Genomic DNA, 17,612 nt, shown 5'->3' with positions numbered 1-17,612 from the left:
GCTGCGGAATGCGGCCGCCACCCGTTGCGAGCGATAGACGATGCTCCGATCGTAGAATCGTTGCCGGCACCCGCGCGCCATAACGGCCCGCATCGCCCGAGGTTCCATGTCGAAGACCGTCGGGCATCACCGCTCGCAGCCGGCCGCACGATGGCCGGAGCCGAAGAGATAGGGATTACAGCCGGGGATCGCCAGTAATCAAGGGTTGCGAATGCGCCGCTACAGCCCGAAAAAGCCCCGCAACCGCGCCAGCAGCGCCTGCGATTCCGCCGGCGGCGGCGGGGTGGCGCCCTGCTGGCGCTTGGACTGGCTGACGTTGCGGGTCTGGCGCTCGGCCATCAGCTCCGCCAGCCGTTCCGCCAGTTCCGGACGGCGTCTCAGCACCGGGTCCAGATGGCCGCGCGACAGCTCGAACACCACGGCGTCGGTGCAGGCGACGACCGAGGCGCTGCGCGGCTGCCCGGTCAGCAGCGACATTTCGCCGAACAGGTCGCCCGGCCGCAGCCGCGTCAGATGGACCACGCCAGGGTGCTGAGCGTCCTCCGCATCGGAGAGGGTGGGAGCGGCGATCTGGACATCGAACACCCCCTCGGCGATGACGAACAGCGATTCGCCGGCATCGCCCTGGCGGACGGCGGCGCTTCCGGCGGGAATGTGGAACTGCCGCATCGCCTGGGCCAGCGCGTCCACCTCCTTGTCGTCGAAGGCGTCGAACAGCTCCAGCTGGCGCAGCAGCCCGCGCCGCAGCAGACCGCTGTCGGGCGGCCCCGGCTGGCGCCGGCGAACCTCCTGCTTGGGGCGGGCCGGCTCGATCCCGGCGTGGGCCAGGTTGGACAGCACCGCCGTCAGCACGGCATCGCGCACCAGCGACACCCGGCCGCCATCGTCGGTCCAGAAGCGCGCCAGATAGGACACGCCGTTGGGCGTCACCGCCTCGACGATCACGTCCGGCCGCGGGGTGGGCAGCACGCCGTCGGCGCAGAGCAGGCCCGACAGCAGGATGCGCTTGGCGCGCTCCACCGGCACCTCCTGGTCCAGCAGGATCGGCACGGAGGCGCGGAAGGCCGGGTTGGGGCGGCTGTAATTGACGAAGCGGCTGCCGGCGACGATGCCGTTCGGCACGACGATGGCGGTGCCGTCGCTGGCGATCAGGCGGGTGGCGCGCCAGTTGATCTCGTCCACCCGTCCCGCGACGCCGGGCGACAGCTCCAGCCAGTCGCCCAGCCGGTAGGGATGCTCGATGTTCAGGGCGATGCCGGCGAAGATGTCGGCGATCATGTTGCGCAGCGCGAAGCCCAGCACGGCGATGGCGACGCCCGACGTCGCCAGCAACCCCGTCACCGGCTGTTCCAGCACGAAGGCCAGGATCGCCAGCACGGCGACGCCATAGACGAAGAAGCGCAGCAGGTCGGCCAGCAGCCGCGGGATGCGCGGCGGCCGGCCGCCGTTGCCCGCCGCCAGCATGTCGATCACCCGCGCCCCGCCCCAGGCGGCGACCAGCCACGCGGCCGACGCGACGGCGATGTCGAACCCGCCGCTCAACGGCGGCCCGACGAAGGGCTCCAGATGGCTGTGCAGCCAGGGCTTGACGGCGACCAGCGCAGCCAGAAGGGCCAGGACCAGGGCAGGGGCGGACAGACGCCGCAAGGCGTTCATCGACGGGCTTCTCCTCGGCGGCCGGCCATCCTCGGCCGGGCGAGGGGCGACGATGGCACGAGCAAGCGCCGTCCCGTCAAGCGGTCAATTCAATCAGCGGCTTGACGGTTCAGACGCCCGCCGGCCCCGACAAGGCCCGTGGGTATCCCATCACGAAGCCGCCGATCACCGGATCGGACCCCGCGACCATGCCGGCGAAGGCATAGGCGCGGCACAGCACCGCCAGCGCGGTATCGGCATCGCTGCTCTTGCGCCGGAAGGCATCGCCGTCGCGCAGGTCGGCGAACTCCCCCTGCCAGAAGGACGGATCGTCCAGCGGGCCGAAATTCATCGCCCAGAAGCCGAAGGACCGTCCCGTCCGTTCCCACCGCCCCAGCACCGCCATGTTGCAGTGCCGCTCGTCATGCGAGATCCGGTCGAAGAGTTCGTTCACCGCCTTCGGCTCGCCTTCCAGGACCTGAAGAAACGTGCCCTCATGCTCGATAAGGAAGCCGGTGATGTCCAGACGTCGATTCTTTGCGGAACTTCGTACACAAATGTCGGCCAAAGCCGAAAAAGGCAGCAGAGAGACCGCATCACTCCGATATAGCAGAGTCAGCATGGCGCTCCTCCCATTTTTGTTTATAAAAATGGCGAGGCAACGGGAGCGTAGTAACCCTTTCTTTCGTAGAGTCGATGTCGCAGCCGCCGGGCATATCCCGAACCGGATGGGTCTCGGCGGCAGGTGCCGTCAGCGGTCGAGCAGCCCGTGCCGCCGGTGCCAGTCCTCCAGCGATTCCTCCGGATAGCGGGCGAAATGCACGTCGTCCGGACCCGTCGGCACCTCCACCCACGGCGCCTTGAAGTCCAGCATGATGTGCACCCGCTCCGGCGGCGTCGGCAGCGGCGTGTCGATGGCCGATGCGAAGGGATGGACCAGCTCCGGCCAGGCCGGGTCCTCCGCCCACAGCGCCGTGCCGCAGTGTTTGCAGAAATGCCGGTGCGACGGGCCGAGGTGGGTCTGTCCCGGATGGTCGGGGTCCTCCATCGGCGCCCGCCACGTCGCCACCGCGTCGCGCCCCTCGACCTCCAGCGTGTCGGCGTCGCCGCCCAGATTGATGGCGTATCCGCCGCCGCCGGCGCTCTTGCGGCAGATGGTGCAGTAGCAGCGCATGTAGGGCACCGGCGTCGGCGAGTTCAGCGTGAAGCGGACGGCGCCGCAGCGGCAGGAACCGGAAAGCTTCATGGCAGCGGTCTCCGCGGAATGGGTGCGTTCTCCCGTCCCGGGAGAGGGAGGGGACCCACCGAAGGTGGGGAGGGTGAGGGGGAATCCAAGAATTCCGAACCGCATGGTTCCTTGCATCACCTCTCACCCTTCCCTCTCCCGGGGCGGGAGAGGGGATTCAGCACTCAACCCACCTCCGCCTCCCGGCAGAACACCACTCCACACTCCGCCAACCTTCGCCGCGCCTTCTCCAGCGATCCGTTCAGATCGATGGCGCGGCAACCATCCTCGACCACCACGGCCTCGAATCCGCAGCGCACCGCGTCCATGGCCGAATATGCCACGCAGAAATCCGTCGCCAGCCCGGCCAGCACCACGCGCGTAATCCCGCGCTCGCGCAGATAGCCCGCCAGCCCGGTCGCCGTGCTGCGGTCGTTCTCGTAAAAGGCCGAATAGCTGTCGATCGCCGCCCGGAACCCCTTGCGCAGCACCAGCTCGGCCCGCGTGGTGTCCAACTCCGGATGGAACTCCGCCCCCGGCGTCCCCTGCACGCAATGGTCGGGCCACAGCGTCTGCGGCCCATAGGGAAATTCGACCTCGGAAAACGCCGCGCCGCCGGGATGGGCGCTGGCGAAGGAGCGGTGGCCGGCCGGGTGCCAGTCCTGCGTCAGGACCACCGTGCCGAACCGCCGCGCCAGCCGGTTCGCCACCGGCACCACCGCATCCCCATCCGCCACCGCCAGAGCGCCGCCGGGGCAGAAATCATTCTGGATGTCGATCAGGACCAGCGCGTCGGCCGGCTGCGGAATGAGGGCGGGCATCGGTTGTGTCCATCCGGCGAATGAATACGGTCGCCTGGAGTGTAGGCACATCCGCCGGTCGGTTCCACCGCCCTCTCCCCGGTTCGGGAGAGGGCAACAAACAAGCGCTCCCGCCGGGCGGCGGCAGCGATACGCATCACCCCATGATGTTCTCGTCCGCGATGCGGCGCGGCATGTCGGTTTGATGCTGGCGGTCCTGCTTCGGCGCCTTGGTGATGCTGAAGCCGATGCCCGACAGCAGAAGGACGCCCAATGAGGCGACGGTGACGATGTTGCAAAGCATAGTGACTGACCCTTTCCCTAACCTCTTTCGGCCACCCGCCTGTGAGCGGCCGGACCCTTATTCCGCGGTCTTCCCGGCAATAGACGCCGGGCGCCGCTTCTTTCTTCCGTGAGCCGGACCGGGATGAGGGAAAATAATCGTCCGTTACCCGGACTGTATTTACTTCCAACACCTTGCCGGCACAGTCTGCGCGGAGCGGTCAGATAGTCCCGCAGCTGCGAACTGGCAATGGAAGCCGGCGAAATATCCGCGCAGCTCTGGTTAACAAAATTGTCATGGCAGAGCTTGGGGGGAGGGGCGCCTCTCAGGCGCCGCGGCCGTCCGCCATCGAACGCTTTGAAGCAGCATCGGTTTCCGCCGGTCGCAGGATCACCGTCACCTTCAGCCCCCGGCCGTCCTGCCCGGCGTCCAGCCGCACGGTCGCCCCCAGCCGGTCGGCGAGAGCGCGCACGATGGCGAGGCCCAACCCGCTGCCGGTGCGCGGCGGCTCGCCCGGACGGTCCAGCCGATAGAAGCGCTCGAACACCCGCTCGCGCTCGGCCTCCGGGATGCCGGGGCCGTCGTCCTCCACCTCCAGAACCGGCCCGCTCCCTAATCCGGCCCCAACCCGCACCGTCACCGTGCCGCCCGGACGGTTGTAGCGGATGGCGTTGTCCAGCAGGTTGCCCAGCAGTTCGCCCACCAGCACCGGGTTGCCCACGGCCCGCAGCAGGTCGGCACCGCCGTCCTCCGGCGCCTCGAACCGGACCTCGATGTCCTGGGCCAGCGCCGCCGGGACCTGCTCCGCGGCGACCTCCATCGCCACCTGCCGCAGGTCGGTCACCTCCGGTGCGGCCGGCACCGCCGGCGCGTCCTCGTCGGCGCGGGCCAGCGCCAGCAACTGCACCAAAAGCCGTTCCAGCCGCTTCACCGCCCCCTCGACATCGTCGAGCGCCGCGCGCCCCTCCGCGCTGTCGGTGCCGAAGCGGCGCAGCAGCGCCAGATGGGTGCGCAGCACCGCCAAAGGCGTGCGCAGCTGGTGCGAGGCATCGGCGGTGAAGCGGCGCATGGTGCCGATGGACTGGTCAAGCCGCGCCAGCAGCCCGTTGATGGCGATCACCAGCGGCAGCACCTCCACCGGCACCACCGCCAGCGGCAGCGGCACCAGCGCCAGTCCGCCCCCCGTCACGCCACGGGCCGAGCGGCTGTCGATCACCCGCCGCAGCCGCCCCAGCGGCGCCAGCCCGCGCCCCACCGCTCCCCACACCAGCAGCCCGCTGCCGCCGACCAGCGCCACCTCCAGCAGGGTCAGCCACAGCAGCAGGTCGACCTCCACCGCGCGCCGCCCGGCCGTGGTTTCCGCCACCTGGACCAGCACCGGCAGCGGCACGCCGTAGAGCCGCCGGATCTGCGCCGCCACCCGCACCGCATGGCCGCGATATGTCGCATCGCGGAACACCGTGACGTTGGTCGGCATCTTCGAGATGTCCGGCAGCGGCAGATCGAGATAACCGGTGATGACCCCGCCCTCATGGGCGACGTTGTAATAGATGCTGTCGCGCGCCTGGCTCTCCAGCATGCCGAAGGCGACGGCGGGCAGGTCGACCGTGACCTCGCCATTGTCGTCGTCCACCGCCAGCCGCTCCGCGATGGCCAGCGTCGAGCCGGCCAGCAGCCGGTCATGGGTGGACTGGACAAAGCCATGGATCAGCGCCGATCCGCCGACGCCCAGCCCGACCGCCAGCGCCCCCAGCGGCACCAGCAGCCGGGTCAGCAACCGGCGCCGCAGCGACGGCACGCGCTCCCGCCGTTCCGCCGGCGACACCGCCATCAGCCGCATTCCATCATGTGACTTCCATCAGGTAACCCAGCCCGCGGATGGTGCGGATCTGCGGCCCGTCGGGTTCCAGCTTCTTGCGCAGCCGGGCGACATACAGCTCGATGGCATTCGGCGCCACCGGCTCGTCGAAGCCGAACACCTCGCCGGCCAGCCGGTCCTTCGGCACCACCTTGCCGGCGCGGGTGATCAGCCCCTCCAGCACCGCCAGCTCGCGCTTGCGCAAATCCAGCACCCGGCCGTTCAGCGTCACCGTCGCGGTGGAGCGGTCGTAGCGCAGCCCCCCGCACACCAGCTCCGGCACCGGCGTTCCTTGGCCGCGCCGCATCAGCGCGCGCACCCGCGCCTCGAACTCCGCCGGGTCGAAGGGCTTCAGCAGATAATCGTCGGCGCCGAGATCGAGCCCCTTCACCCGGTCGGCCACTGCCTCCCGCGCGGTCAGGATCATCACCGGCACGGTGGAACCGCGGCGGCGGATTCGCGTCAGCACCTCGAACCCCGACAGGTCGGGCAGCCCCAGATCCAGCACCACCAGCCCATAGGGCTCCGCCCGCTCCAGCCGCGCCGCCTCCTCCCCCGACGCGACATGGTCGACGGCATAGCCGGCCAGTTTCAGCGACGCGGTCAGCCCGCGCGCCAGGGCCGCGTCATCCTCCACGATCAGGATGCGCAAGGGCGGCACCCTTCGTCCGATCGGGCCATCATCCGAACGCCCCTGTTCCGTTCCACCAACAATTTCCATCCGCGACAGATTGACGACAGGTTGGCCGTCTATAGTCACGACAAAGTCGCTTGTAAGCCCAACCAACCCGGCCCGCAACGGCGCCGTGGAAACCAACCGCAGGAGAGGAAACGATGCGCACCAAACTGGCCCTTCTGGTCGCGACCGCCCTGACCGTCGCCATGCCCGCCTTCACCGCCGGCAGCGCCATGGCACAGTCGGTCCCCGCCGGCTACGACCCCGCCTATGCCAAGATCATCGAGGCGGCGAACCAGGAAGGCGCCCTCAGCATCTATTCCGCCACCGACGCGGCCGCCGTGTCGGAACTCCTGAAGGGGTTCGAGGCTCTCTATCCCAAGATCAAGCTGGAATACGCCGACCAGAACTCCACCGAGATGTACAACCGCTTCATCAGCGAGGCGGCGGCCAACACCGGCACCACCGACCTGATGTGGTCGTCGGCGATGGACCTGCAGATGAAGCTGGTCAACGACGGCTACGCCCAGTCCTACAGCTCGCCGGAAACCAAGAACATTCCCGACTGGGCCAACTGGAAGAACGAGGCCTTCGGCACCACCGCCGAGCCGATCGTCTTCGCCTACAACAAGCGCGTCGTCCCCGCCGCCGACGTGCCGAAGACCCATGCCGACCTCGCCAAGCTGCTGAGCGAGAAGCCCGACGCCTACAAGGGCAAGGTCACCTCCTACGATCCGGAGCGCAGCGGCGTCGGCTTCCTCTACATCACCCAGGACGTGCAGGCCAGCAAGGGCACCTGGGATCTGGTGAAGGCAATGGGCCAGACCGGGGTGAAGCTCTACACCTCCTCGGGCGCGATGATCGAGCGTCTGACGTCGGGTGAGCACACCATCGGCTACAACATGATCGGCTCCTACGTCTTCGAGCGTCAGAAGAAGGACCCGGACTCGCTGGGCGTCGTGCTGCCGTCCGACTACACCATCGTGATGTCGCGCATCGCCTTCATCCCGAAGGGCGCCAAGCACCCGAACGCCGCCAAGCTGTTCCTCGACTATCTGCTGTCGAAGGAAGGCCAGCAGGCGATGCAGGCCCGCTACATGGGCTCGATCCGCACCGATCTGGCGAGCGCCAACCCGACCGCCGGCATTCCGGAAAGCACGCTGCGCCCGATCCATGTCGGCCCGGAACTGCTGACCTACCTGGATCAGGTGAAGCGCCTGAAGTTCCTGAAGGACTGGCAGAAGGCCCTGCAGGGGAAGTAACCGCCGTCAACCTCTCTCTCCCGCCCCGGGAGAGGGAAGGGGCCCGCCGAAGGCGGGAAGGGTGAGGGGCAATCCAAGGAACAAGCAAGTCGACCCTTGCCTCACCCCTCACCCTCCCCGCGCCTTTGGCGCGGGTCCCCTCCCTCTCCCGGGGCGTGAGAGGGAAGATTTGCGCCAAAAGGAAATCCCCCCATGAACCGCGCGACGCGCATCGCGGTGATCGTCGCCATGGCGATCGCCGTGCTGGCCCCGATCGGCCTGGTCGTCTACCAGAGCTTCCTCGACGGGCCGTTCTTCCAGCCCAAGATCTCCTTCACCCTGTCGGCCTACGAGTTCGTCCTGGACGACGAGGACTTCTTCGACGCCCTCTACAACTCGGCCGTCATTGCCTTCGGCATGACCGCCATCGCCGTGCCGGTCGGCGCGCTGCTGGCCTTCCTGATGACCCGCACCGACCTGCCGGGCCGCCGCTGGATCGAACCGGTGATCCTGGTGCCGATGTTCGTGTCGTCGGTGGTGCTGGCCTTCGGCTTCGTGGTCAGCCTCGGCCCGGCCGGCTTCGTCACCCTGTGGTTCAAGAGCACCTTCGGCTTCGTTCCCTGGTACCTCTATTCCAAGACGACGCTGATCGTCATCGCCGGCCTGACCCACGTCCCGCATGTCTTCCTCTACACCTCGTCGGCGCTCCGCAGCCTGGGCTCCGACGTGGAGGAAGCGGCGCGCATGACCGGCGCCGGCCCGCTGCGCACGGCGCTGACCGTCAGCCTGCCGATGGTGATGCCGAACATCCTCTACGCCGCCGTGCTGGTCTTCTTCCTCGGCTTCGAGCTGTTCGGCCTGCCGCTGGTGCTGGGCGATCCCGAAGGCATCCTGGTGCTGGCGACCTATCTCTACAAGCTGACCAACAAGCTCGGCACGCCGTCCTACCAGCTGATGGCGGTGGTGGTGGTGGCGATCATCTGCATCGCCCTGCCGCTGGTGGCCCTCCAGCGTTTCCTGCTGCGCGCCGCCAACCGCTATGTCTCGGTCAAGGGCAAGGCCGCGGCGCAGAAGCCGGTGTCGATCGGCGTCTGGCGCTGGCCGGCGGCGGCGATGATCACCGCGTGGCTGCTGTTCACCGTGGTGGTCCCGCTGAGCGGCCTCGTGCTCCGTGCCTTCGTGTCGAGCTGGGGCGAGGGCGTCAACCTGCTGGACGTGCTGACGCTGGACCATTTCCGCGAGCTGATGGAGTTCCCCAACCTGACCCGCGGCATCGTCAACACGCTGCTGATCGCGTCGGTCGGCGGGGCGCTGTCGGTCGGCGTCTACACCATGCTGAACCTCGCCGCCCACCGCTGGCAGTCGGGCTGGACCAGGCTGATGGACTATCTGGTCCTGCTGCCCCGCGCCATGCCGGGCCTGGTGGCCGGTCTGGCGATCTTCTGGGTCTTCCTGTTCACGCCCTTCCTGTCGCCGCTGCGCCAGACCATGATCGCCATCTGGGTCGCCTACACGCTGGTCTGGCTCGCCTACGGCATGCGTCTGGTCAGCGGCGCCCTGCTGCAGATCGGCCCCGAGCTTGAGGAAGCCGGCCGCATCGTCGGCGCCAGCCCCGGCCGGGTGTCGCGCGACCTGACGATCCCGCTGGTCAAGGTCGGGCTGTTCTCCAGCTGGCTGCTGATCTTCGTCACCTTCATGCGCGAATACTCGACCGGCGTCTATCTGCTGGCCCCCGGCACCGAAGTGATCGGCTCGCTGCTGGTCTCGCTGTGGGGCACCGGCGCCGTCGATCTCGTCACCGCGCTCTCCACCGTCAACATCGCGATGATCGGCGGCGGCCTGCTGCTGATGTCGCTCTTCGGGAAACGCTCCCATGGCTAAGCTCATCATCGACGACCTGCACCTGTCCTACGGCAACAACGAGATCCTGAAGGGCATCACCGCCACCTTCGCCCAGGGCGAGATCGTCGCCCTGCTCGGCCGGTCGGGCAGCGGCAAGACCACGCTGCTGCGCTCCATCGCCGGTCTGGAGGAGCCGAAGCGCGGCGTCATCTCCATCGGCGACCAGCCGGTCTTCGACGCCGCCGCCGGCCTGAACGTGCCGTCGGAAAAGCGCGGCCTCGGGCTGGTCTTCCAGTCCTACGCGCTGTGGCCGCACAAGACGGTGTTCGAGAACGTCGCCTACGGCCTGCGCCTGCGCAACGTGCCGAAGGCGGACCTCCAGCAGCGCGTCGCCACCGTTCTCGACGGCGTCGGTCTGGGCCATCTCGGCGACCGTTACCCGCACCAGATGTCGGGCGGCCAGCAGCAGCGCGTCGCGCTCGCCCGCGCGCTCGTCTACAACCCGCCGGTCATCCTGCTCGACGAGCCGCTGTCGAACCTCGACGCCAAGCTGCGCGAGGAGGCGCGTATCTGGATCCGCAACCTCATCAAGCGGATGAACCTGACCGCCGTTTTCGTCACCCACGATCAGGTGGAAGCGATGGCGATCGCCGACCGCATCGTCCTGCTCGACGGCGGCCGCATCGTCCAGGCCGGCACCCCCGAGCAGCTCTACACCGAGCCGGTCAGCCTGTTCGCCTCGGAATTCATGGGCGTCAACAACCAGATCCTGAGCCGCGTGCAGGACAAGCGCGGCGGCTATGCCCGCATTGACCTGTCCGGCATTCCCCTGTGGGGCAAGGACCGCGCCGGCAAGTCCGTGTCGGACGAGGCCACCGGCGTCATCCGCCTGGAACAGGTCGAGGTGGTGGACGGCGAAGGCGAGAATTGCGTTCCGGCGGAGCTGGAAACCTCCGTCTATCTCGGCAGCCACTGGGAGCATGTCTTCCGCTGCGGCGACCAGATGCTGCGGGCGTTCGGGCGGCCTCTGGCCGCCGGGACGCACTGGCTGCACCTGCCGCCGGAGCAGCTTTGGGTGTTTTGAGGGGGTTTACGTTCGTCAGCGTTTTGCCCCCTCCCTAACCCTCCCCCGCTGGCGCGGGAGAGGGAACTGCCGCTGAACTCCCGCAAAGCTCCTACCCCCTCTCCCGCCGAAGGCGGGGGAGGGATGGGGAGGGGGCACCGCCCAAAGCACTCAAACCTCAATCAGCGCATAAGGCCGCCCCGTCTCCTTCGGGATCGTCTGCGCCACATTGTACACCGGCGTCCCCCGCAGCGTTTTCCCGGTATAACTCCCGTGATGCGCATGCCCATGCGCCACCGCCCGCACATTGTCGAAGCGGTCGATGGTCTCCGCCAGCCGCGACGAGCCCAGGAACGGGAAGATCTCCGTCGGCTCCCCCTCCACCGTCGCGGCGATCGGGGCATAGTGCAGCACGACGAACACCCGCTCGGTGTCCAGCTGCCGCAACGCGCTTTCCAGCCGCATCGCCTCGTTCACCGCCTCGTGGACGAACTGCTTGATCGCCGGCTCGCCGAAGCTGTCGAGCATCCGGTTTCCGAAGCCGCCGCCGAAGCCCTTCACCCCGGCGAAGCCCACCCCGCCGATCTCCTGCGGCGCGCCGTCCAGGAACCGCACCCCGGCCTGGGCCAGGATATGCTCGATCTCCTCCAGATGGCCGCATTCGTAATCATGGTTGCCGAACACCGCGACGACCGGAATGCCGATGGCGCGCAGCGCGTCGGCCAGAATCTCCGCCTCGCGCGGCTTGCCGTGGTTGGTCAGGTCGCCGCACAGCGCCAGCACGTCGGCCTTGCCGGCGATCTCCTGGAACAGTTCGCGAAAGGGGTATTGCGTGGTCTCGCCGACATGGATGTCGCCGATGGCGGCGACGGTCAGCCTGCGCTCATCCATTTCCACTCTCCTTCAGGCTCTCCTTCGTGCCCTCCTCCCCGACCACGTCGGCGAACCCCCACTGGGTGACGTCGATCAGGTAATCCTCGCGCGAGAACAGCCGGCCCCGGCAGATGCGGGTCTGGGCGACCGGCAGCTTGGCGCGCTCCTGCATCCGCTCCAGCAGCTCCGCCACCAGCCAGTCGGGGATGCGGTCGCGCTCGGTCGGATAGATGAACCGGAAGTTCAGCAGGTGGATCAGCAGCACCTCCCAATACTGCTCCATGTGGGTGAGCAGCCTTTTCCAGTCGATCTTGTCATGCTGCTTCAAAATCATGTGGACCACGTCCGGCCCGTCATATTTGTGGCGCATCTGGACGAAGGACTTGGAGAAGATCATCTCCGTCGGCGCCACCAGCCGCACGTCGGCGCCGCAGATCACTGCCCGATGCTCCTCCTTGAACCAGCGGTCGTTGACCGGGTTGATGGCGACGGCGGAATTGAAGATGACGTCGAAGAACAGTTCGCCATGCTTGACCTTGCCGATCCAGCGTTCGTCCTCGATCTCCGTTTCGAAGCCATGGTCCTGGAAATGGGAGAGGATGCGGGGGAAGTCGCCGCCGCAGCAGAAGACGTCGATGTCCTTGGTCGGCCGGGTGATGCCGGTATAGGCACTGATCGCGTAGGTTCCGCCCAGCAGGAAAGGGATGCCCGACTGGGTCAGCAGCTTCAAGCTTTCGGTATAGAAGGCCTCGGCCTCCGCGGTGACGGTGGCGCTGCCCTCACGGAGTTTGCTCATGGACCACTCCCCCTGATGCGCCGGAACGGGCACGTTGCCCCGGTACAACAGGGCAGGGCGGGGAGTGTTGCGGGGGGCTGCGCCGGCCCGGCAGAGGCCGCGGGGATCTGGAATTAGCAAATAAGCACACAAATCGGACTAAAATCCTATAACTTCTCCGCGAGAGAATCCACCATTCCGCGGAGCCATCCCATGCCCCTCGACAGCCGCAGCTTCACCACCGACAACTTCCCCCGCTGGGCGGAGGAACCGCCGACCCCGTCGGAAGGCGCGCTGGTCCCCGGATCGCAGTTCCACGAGGAACAATGGATCATGGCCGCCGGCATGCTGGCGCGCGGCAACAGCTTCCTTCAGGTCTCCCGCGCCATGGGATGCAGCCGCACCACGCTCTGGCGGGCCTATTACGGTTCCAAGGATTTTCGTCACAGGGTCTGGTGGGAGCGTCAGGCGCTGAACCGCGAGGCCGAACTCCGCCTGTCGTCGCTGCGCATTCTGGTGGCCGAGCAGATCGAGCGGTTGGTCACCTCCGGCGATCCCACCACCGTCCGTTGGCTGGCCGAACGGCTCGGCCTCATCCCCGGTCTCGGGAGCGCCCGCACCGCCTCGCGGGACAGTCGGAAGATGGGGGCGGAGGAGGGGCCGGATGAAAGGCCGCGGGCGCCGCGACCGGAAGACCCGCCCACCGTCACTGTCCCCGAACTCGACGACGACCTCCCCGGCGCCATCCGCGAACGCTGCCCGCCCAGTCCGGACCTGGTCGCAGCCGTCATCGCCCAGCCCGAGGCCGAGGGGCCGAAGGGCGTCTTCCCCTGGACCGTCAACCAATATGAGGACTACCCCAATCTCAACCCCGGCCCGGTGAGCCGCCGCGCCGCCGGTCCCTTCGGCCGGCGGTAGATGGAACATGCGGCGGACTCTGTTCCACGCTGTTCCAACCCGCCGCCGGCCAAGACGGAGACAAGGCCCCGGTCAAACCCCGAAGTTCGGCTTCCCGGCCAGGATGTCGGAGGTGACGTGCCGGATGTCGCGCAGGCCGCACATGGCCATGGTCACGTCCATTTCCTTGCGGATGATCTCCAGGCACTGGGCCACGCCGGCCTCGCCGCCGGCACCCAGCCCATAGAGGAAGGCGCGGCCGATGAAGGTGCCCTTGGCGCCCAGCGCCAACGCCTTGACCACGTCCTGGCCGGAGCGGATGCCGCCGTCCATCAGCACCTCGATGCGGTCGCCCACCGCCTCGACGATGGCCGGAAGCGCCGCGATGGACGAGATCGCGCCGTCCAGCTGCCGGCCGCCATGGTTGGAGACGATCAGCGCGTCGGCGCCGGTGTCCGCCGCCATCACCGCGTCCTCCGGATCGAGGATGCCCTTCAGGATCAGCTTGCCGCCCCAGCGGTCCTTGATGCGGCGCACGTCGTCCCAGTTCAGCGTCGGGTCGAACTGCTCCGCCGTCCAGGAGGACAGTGACGACAGGTTGCTGACCCCCGTCGCGTGGCCGACGATGTTGCGGAAGGTGCGGCGGTGGGTCCGCAGCATGTTGATCGACCAGCGCGGCTTGGTCGCCATGTCCAGGATGTTGCCGATGGTCAGCTTCGGCGGGGTGGACAGTCCGTTCTTGATGTCCTTGTGCCGTTGGCCGAGGATCTGCAGGTCCAGCGTCAGCACCAGCGCCGAGCAGCCGGCCGCCTTGGCGCGGTCGATCAGCTTGTCGATGAAGGCGCGGTCGCGCATGACGTAGAGCTGAAACCAGAAGGGCTTGTCGGTGTTCTCCGCCACGTCCTCGATGGAACAGATGCTCATCGTCGACAGGGTGAAGGGAACGCCGGCCTTGGCGGCTGCGCGGGCGGCCAGGATCTCGCCGTCGGCATGCTGCATGCCGGTCAGGCCGGTCGGGGCCAGAGCCACCGGCATCGCCACCGGCTGGCCGACCATGCTGCTGGCCAGCGTCCGGTTGGTCATGTCCACCGCCACGCGCTGGCGCAGCTTGATCCGGCCGAAGTCGGACTCGTTGGCGCGGTAGGTCGACTCCGTGTAGGAGCCGGAATCCGCATAATCGTAGAACATCCGCGGCACGCGCCATTCCGCCAGCTGCCGCAGATCCTCGATGCAGGTGACGGGCCGGTCGGTGAACAGGTTCGCCCAGCGCGACGGCGGTCGCGACGAAGGCATGCGAACGGAGGTCATGGGGCGTGTCTCGAACGGTTGCGCGTGAAACGGAAGGGGGTGGATTTGGCCACTCCCTCCGCGCACCGTCAAGCCGTGGTTGCGGCAAGGCTGCCCTTTGGCCGGCCCGCCGCTCAGCGTGCCGGCCTGGCCTTCCGTTTGGGCTTGGAGGGGCCAGCCTTCGGCGGGGTCATCATGGCCTTGATCATCGCCGATTGGGCGGTCGATTGGTTGCGCTTGGCCGCCGACATCGCGGCGGAGGTCCACATGCCGGTGGCGCGGTTGGCCCACGACAGCCAAGCGCTCATGAACGGATTCCTGGTCATCATGGGGGCGACTCCGAAACGGGGAAACTCCCGGTTCAACAGCGCAGGCCGCCCGATGTTGCACCGCACATCATTGCATCGCCGGCCCGCCCATTTTTCCGGCAGGGCCGCCCCATTCTTGGGCAACCACGCGCAGGCGCAACCGGCTCGCTTCCCCCGGCACGGCCTGTCGGCGGTGTTCATTCCCGCTGGCATATCCATTGCGTACAGGGCCATGGGGCAGGGCGATGTCGGGGGAACGGGCCGCATGGATATGGAGCAGCAGACGGGGGAAAGCGGGGCCGAAAGCGGGACCAGCGCCGCCGCGACGAGATTTCTTCGCGCCGCCAAGCTGTGCCGCATCCGCGACGTCGAACAGCTTCTGGCGGTCAGCGCCCTGGTCCGCGATCTCAGCGCCCTGATCCACGCCCTGCAGAAGGAACGCGGTGCGTCCTCCATCTATCTGGGCTCCAGCGGCAGCCGCTTCGCCGACGACCGCGCCCGCTGGCAGGCCGACGCCAGGGCGTTGGAAACCGTGCTGCGCGACCGGTTGGATCTGGTGGACGAACAACTCGACCGCCTCAGTTCCGGCGCGCAGTTCTACAGCCGCGTCGCCATCGCGCTGCATGCGCTGGATGGGCTGCCGGCGTTGCGCGGTCAGGTGTCGTCGCTGGCGCTGGTGCCGCAGGATTCGGTGAAGGCCTTCACCGACATCATCGGCCATCTGCTGTCCGTGGTGTTCGAGGCGGCCGACATCGCCGCCGACCCGGCGATCTCCCGCGCCCTGGTCGCGCTGTTCAACATCGTCCAGGGCAAGGAATTCGCCGGGCAGGAGCGGGCGACCGCCAGCGCCGGCTTCTCGCGCGGGCGCTTCGACGGGGCGGAGCATGTGCGCCTCGCCCAGTTGGCCGATGCGCAGAACCGAGCCTTCCGCATCTTCGCGGAGTTCGCCGATCCCGCCCACGCCGCCGCCTTCCGCACCGCCCTGGCCGACCCGGCGGTGGCGGAGATGGAGCGGATGCGCGCGGTGGCGCTCTCCGACGATGCCCGCCATGGCGAACTGTCGGGCATCACCCCGGAGGTCTGGTTCGAACGCTCCACCCGCCGCATGGACCTGCTGAAGACGGTGGAGGACCGGCTGACCGAGGATCTCCGCCTCCTGTGCGAGGCGAAGCTGGCCCAGGCCCGCGCCGATCTGGAACAGGCGGACGGGCGCGCCCCCGATGCGGTGATGCCGGTCGCCATGGTGCTGGTCGATGCCGATCCGACCCTTGCAGGACAGGACGCCTCGGGCCTCTACGCCCCCGACGGGCTGCGGCCGAAGCTGATGCGCTCCGTCCTCGACGTCGTCCAGGCGCAGTCCCAGCGCCTGCGCGACGTCAGCCTGGAGTTGGAGACGGCCAAGGCGGCGCTCAACGAACGCAAGGTGATCGACCGCGCCAAGGGCCTGCTGATGTCCACCCGCAACCTGTCGGAGGAGGAGGCCTACAAGCTGATCCGCAAGACGGCGATGAACCAGAACAAGCGCATCATCGAGGTGGCGGAGGCCATCCTCAGCATGTCCGACATCCTCCGCGGCGTCACGGCAGGGGGAGGGGCCGCGGGCGGATGACCTGACTACTGCACCGTCCGCACCGGGGAGAAGGGCAGCCCCGCCTGATCGAGCGCCCGGTCGATCACCTCCTCGGACTTCTGGTCGAACAGCTGCAGCAGCAGGTCGTCGACCATCCAGTCGTTCGTGGGGGTGCAGGCGGTGAACAGCTCGCTGATGACCTCCGCCTGGAAATCCTCGCGACGGGCGTCGTCGCCCTCATACTCCATCCGCTTGGCGACGCCGACCGCGACCTGGAAGGGATGGGTCAGGCCGGGGGCGACGGTCGCCTTCCTCATCAGCGCCGCCATGCCAAGCTCGCCGTCGTCCCAGGCCAGCCGGCGGGCATTCTCCTGCGGGATGCCGGCGCGCAGCGCCATGCCGGCGACGAACAGGGCCAGGTCGCCGGCGCACAGCGCGCGGAACAGCAGGACCGGCGTCAGGCGGCGGTTGGTGTGCAGCCACTGGATCACCGCGTCGATGTCCTCGGCCCCGCGCAGCACCGGGCGCAGCATGCGCATGGTCGCCGCCTCGCGCCCGCGCTCCACCAGCCGTTCGACCAGTTCGCGCGACAGGCCGTGCGCCTGCATCAGCGTGGTGCGCATGCTGTCGGAGACGAATGCGACCACCCGCTCCACCATCGCAAGCGACAGGCCGGGGCGGGCCGCCGCCGCCTCGCTGACCATGCGGACCCGGCCGAAGCGGTCGAGCGCGCGGCTCATCGCGCTGTCCGGCACCTCGGCGCCGTCATTGCGCAGCAGCGCGGTCACCGCGATCACGTTGCCGCGCTCGGCGATCGCGCCGGAGACACGGGCCGACACCTTGGATCGGCTGGCGACCGCCACATGCTTGCCGGCATCGGGATCGGACAGCACGTCCAGCAGCAGGTCGTCGGTCAGGCCGGCGGCATCGCGCAGGATGGGGAAGGCCACCCGGCCGACGTCGCGCACCAGCCGCTCCGCCAGATCCTCGGTCAGCAACGGGCTGTTGCGCAGCTGCCAGGCCACCGCCTCGCGCACCGCCACCTGGGCGTCGCCGGCGAAGCAATGCACCACCTCGATCGCCAGCGACCGTTCGGCCGGGCTGAGCGCGCCCGACTCCAGGTCGTGGAACAGCTTGTTCATCGTCTCGATCCGCGTTTCCGCGTTCGGCGCGACGAGCAGCCGCTCCACGTCCTTGGACGACAGGCCGTTGGGGTGGGGGGCGTCGGGGTGGGCGGCGGCGTGTGGCATCATGGCACCCGGCTGCGGCATCGGAGGAA

Annotated in this window: 17 protein-coding genes; 5 read left to right on the top strand and 12 right to left on the bottom strand. The window is 68.3% G+C overall.

The features are described 5' to 3' along the window. Positions 1-219: 219 nt before the first annotated feature. The 7 genes from FZ938_RS15660 to FZ938_RS15635 all read right to left on the bottom strand — a co-directional run bounded on the left by FZ938_RS15660 (position 220) and on the right by FZ938_RS15635 (position 6,462). Positions 220-1,656, bottom strand: coding sequence for a mechanosensitive ion channel family protein (locus FZ938_RS15660; RefSeq protein WP_149199429.1), 1,437 nt, complete (start codon positions 1,654-1,656; stop codon positions 220-222). A gap of 109 nt (positions 1,657-1,765) precedes the next feature. Then, positions 1,766-2,257 carry a BLUF domain-containing protein gene (locus tag FZ938_RS15655; protein ID WP_149199428.1) on the bottom strand — a complete coding sequence of 164 codons (492 nt, stop codon included), beginning with the start codon at positions 2,255-2,257 and terminating at the stop codon, positions 1,766-1,768. Between the two features lie 129 nt (positions 2,258-2,386). Beyond that, positions 2,387-2,881, bottom strand: a complete 495-nt coding sequence (locus FZ938_RS15650; RefSeq protein WP_149199427.1) for a GFA family protein — start codon at positions 2,879-2,881, stop codon at positions 2,387-2,389. 164 nt (positions 2,882-3,045) lie between these two features. Beyond that, positions 3,046-3,681, bottom strand: coding sequence for a bifunctional nicotinamidase/pyrazinamidase (gene pncA, locus FZ938_RS15645; RefSeq protein WP_149199426.1), 636 nt, complete (start codon positions 3,679-3,681; stop codon positions 3,046-3,048). A 136-nt stretch (positions 3,682-3,817) separates the two neighbouring features. Next, positions 3,818-3,964, bottom strand: coding sequence for a hypothetical protein (locus tag FZ938_RS30565; RefSeq protein ID WP_174757460.1), 147 nt, complete (start codon positions 3,962-3,964; stop codon positions 3,818-3,820). Between the two features lie 304 nt (positions 3,965-4,268). Beyond that, positions 4,269-5,774, bottom strand: a complete 1,506-nt coding sequence (locus tag FZ938_RS15640) for a sensor histidine kinase (protein ID WP_149199425.1) — start codon at positions 5,772-5,774, stop codon at positions 4,269-4,271. A 13-nt stretch (positions 5,775-5,787) separates the two neighbouring features. Beyond that, the gene (locus FZ938_RS15635; protein ID WP_343287122.1) at positions 5,788-6,462 is read right to left on the bottom strand and encodes a response regulator transcription factor; all 675 of its coding nucleotides are present in this window, start codon (positions 6,460-6,462) and stop codon (positions 5,788-5,790) included. Positions 6,463-6,635: 173 nt separating this feature from the next. Between FZ938_RS15635 and FZ938_RS15630 the strand changes: the two genes are divergently transcribed. The 3 genes from FZ938_RS15630 (at position 6,636) to FZ938_RS15620 (ending at position 10,644) form a co-directional block, all read left to right on the top strand. Continuing rightward, positions 6,636-7,739 carry an ABC transporter substrate-binding protein gene (locus FZ938_RS15630; protein ID WP_149199423.1) on the top strand — a complete coding sequence of 368 codons (1,104 nt, stop codon included), beginning with the start codon at positions 6,636-6,638 and terminating at the stop codon, positions 7,737-7,739. 192 nt (positions 7,740-7,931) lie between these two features. Continuing rightward, the gene (locus FZ938_RS15625) at positions 7,932-9,599 is read left to right on the top strand and encodes an ABC transporter permease (protein WP_149199422.1); all 1,668 of its coding nucleotides are present in this window, start codon (positions 7,932-7,934) and stop codon (positions 9,597-9,599) included. Continuing rightward, complete coding sequence (locus tag FZ938_RS15620; RefSeq protein WP_149199421.1) at positions 9,592-10,644, top strand: ABC transporter ATP-binding protein; 1,053 nt, start codon at positions 9,592-9,594, stop codon at positions 10,642-10,644. Before FZ938_RS15625 ends, FZ938_RS15620 begins: the two co-directional genes overlap by 8 nt. 150 nt (positions 10,645-10,794) lie before the next feature. Here FZ938_RS15620 and FZ938_RS15615 read toward each other — a convergent pair whose 3' ends face one another. Then, positions 10,795-11,514 (bottom strand): metallophosphoesterase family protein, encoded by a 720-nt coding sequence (locus FZ938_RS15615; RefSeq protein WP_149199420.1) that lies wholly within the window; start codon positions 11,512-11,514, stop codon positions 10,795-10,797. Next, a complete protein-coding gene (locus tag FZ938_RS15610; protein WP_149199419.1) occupies positions 11,507-12,292 on the bottom strand; it encodes a nucleotidyltransferase in 786 nt (261 codons plus the stop codon). Before FZ938_RS15610 ends, FZ938_RS15615 begins: the two co-directional genes overlap by 8 nt. A gap of 192 nt (positions 12,293-12,484) precedes the next feature. Here FZ938_RS15610 and FZ938_RS15605 point away from each other — a divergent pair, with 192 nt between their 5' ends. Continuing rightward, positions 12,485-13,189, top strand: a complete 705-nt coding sequence (locus tag FZ938_RS15605; protein ID WP_149199418.1) for a hypothetical protein — start codon at positions 12,485-12,487, stop codon at positions 13,187-13,189. A 72-nt stretch (positions 13,190-13,261) separates the two neighbouring features. On the opposite strand, the gene FZ938_RS15600 is transcribed toward FZ938_RS15605, so the two are convergent. Then, a complete protein-coding gene (locus tag FZ938_RS15600; protein WP_281497523.1) occupies positions 13,262-14,476 on the bottom strand; it encodes an alpha-hydroxy acid oxidase in 1,215 nt (404 codons plus the stop codon). Between the two features lie 113 nt (positions 14,477-14,589). After that, on the bottom strand, positions 14,590-14,763 hold the full coding sequence (locus tag FZ938_RS30560) for a hypothetical protein (protein ID WP_174757458.1): 174 nt from the start codon (positions 14,761-14,763) through the stop codon (positions 14,590-14,592). A 265-nt stretch (positions 14,764-15,028) separates the two neighbouring features. Here FZ938_RS30560 and FZ938_RS15595 point away from each other — a divergent pair, with 265 nt between their 5' ends. Next, positions 15,029-16,372: a nitrate regulatory protein gene (locus FZ938_RS15595; protein ID WP_149199417.1), complete on the top strand. Its 1,344-nt coding sequence runs from the start codon at positions 15,029-15,031 to the stop codon at positions 16,370-16,372. Positions 16,373-16,377: 5 nt separating this feature from the next. Here FZ938_RS15595 and FZ938_RS15590 read toward each other — a convergent pair whose 3' ends face one another. After that, on the bottom strand, positions 16,378-17,604 hold the full coding sequence (locus FZ938_RS15590) for a DUF2336 domain-containing protein (protein ID WP_149199416.1): 1,227 nt from the start codon (positions 17,602-17,604) through the stop codon (positions 16,378-16,380). Positions 17,605-17,612 lie beyond the last annotated feature (8 nt).

This window comes from Azospirillum oryzae (genome assembly GCF_008364795.1).
GTDB classification, from domain to species: Bacteria; Pseudomonadota; Alphaproteobacteria; order Azospirillales; family Azospirillaceae; genus Azospirillum; species Azospirillum oryzae.
The sequence above is the reverse complement of the archived record's forward strand: the minus strand, read 5'-3'. Positions and strand labels throughout refer to the sequence as shown.

Coding starts and splice junctions, on each gene's coding strand:
- FZ938_RS15640 (WP_149199425.1), bottom strand. CDS start 5,774: ATGGCGGTGTCGCCGGCGGAACGGCGGGAGCGCGTGCCGTCGCTGCGG.
- FZ938_RS15615 (WP_149199420.1), bottom strand. CDS start 11,514: ATGGATGAGCGCAGGCTGACCGTCGCCGCCATCGGCGACATCCATGTC.
- FZ938_RS15655 (WP_149199428.1), bottom strand. CDS start 2,257: ATGCTGACTCTGCTATATCGGAGTGATGCGGTCTCTCTGCTGCCTTTT.
- FZ938_RS15605 (WP_149199418.1), top strand. CDS start 12,485: ATGCCCCTCGACAGCCGCAGCTTCACCACCGACAACTTCCCCCGCTGG.
- FZ938_RS30565 (WP_174757460.1), bottom strand. CDS start 3,964: ATGCTTTGCAACATCGTCACCGTCGCCTCATTGGGCGTCCTTCTGCTG.
- FZ938_RS15595 (WP_149199417.1), top strand. CDS start 15,029: ATGGATATGGAGCAGCAGACGGGGGAAAGCGGGGCCGAAAGCGGGACC.
- FZ938_RS15630 (WP_149199423.1), top strand. CDS start 6,636: ATGCGCACCAAACTGGCCCTTCTGGTCGCGACCGCCCTGACCGTCGCC.
- FZ938_RS15660 (WP_149199429.1), bottom strand. CDS start 1,656: ATGAACGCCTTGCGGCGTCTGTCCGCCCCTGCCCTGGTCCTGGCCCTT.
- FZ938_RS15620 (WP_149199421.1), top strand. CDS start 9,592: ATGGCTAAGCTCATCATCGACGACCTGCACCTGTCCTACGGCAACAAC.
- FZ938_RS15600 (WP_281497523.1), bottom strand. CDS start 14,476: ATGACCTCCGTTCGCATGCCTTCGTCGCGACCGCCGTCGCGCTGGGCG.
- pncA (WP_149199426.1), bottom strand. CDS start 3,681: ATGCCCGCCCTCATTCCGCAGCCGGCCGACGCGCTGGTCCTGATCGAC.
- FZ938_RS15650 (WP_149199427.1), bottom strand. CDS start 2,881: ATGAAGCTTTCCGGTTCCTGCCGCTGCGGCGCCGTCCGCTTCACGCTG.
- FZ938_RS30560 (WP_174757458.1), bottom strand. CDS start 14,763: ATGAGCGCTTGGCTGTCGTGGGCCAACCGCGCCACCGGCATGTGGACC.
- FZ938_RS15610 (WP_149199419.1), bottom strand. CDS start 12,292: ATGAGCAAACTCCGTGAGGGCAGCGCCACCGTCACCGCGGAGGCCGAG.
- FZ938_RS15625 (WP_149199422.1), top strand. CDS start 7,932: ATGAACCGCGCGACGCGCATCGCGGTGATCGTCGCCATGGCGATCGCC.
- FZ938_RS15590 (WP_149199416.1), bottom strand. CDS start 17,604: ATGCCGCAGCCGGGTGCCATGATGCCACACGCCGCCGCCCACCCCGAC.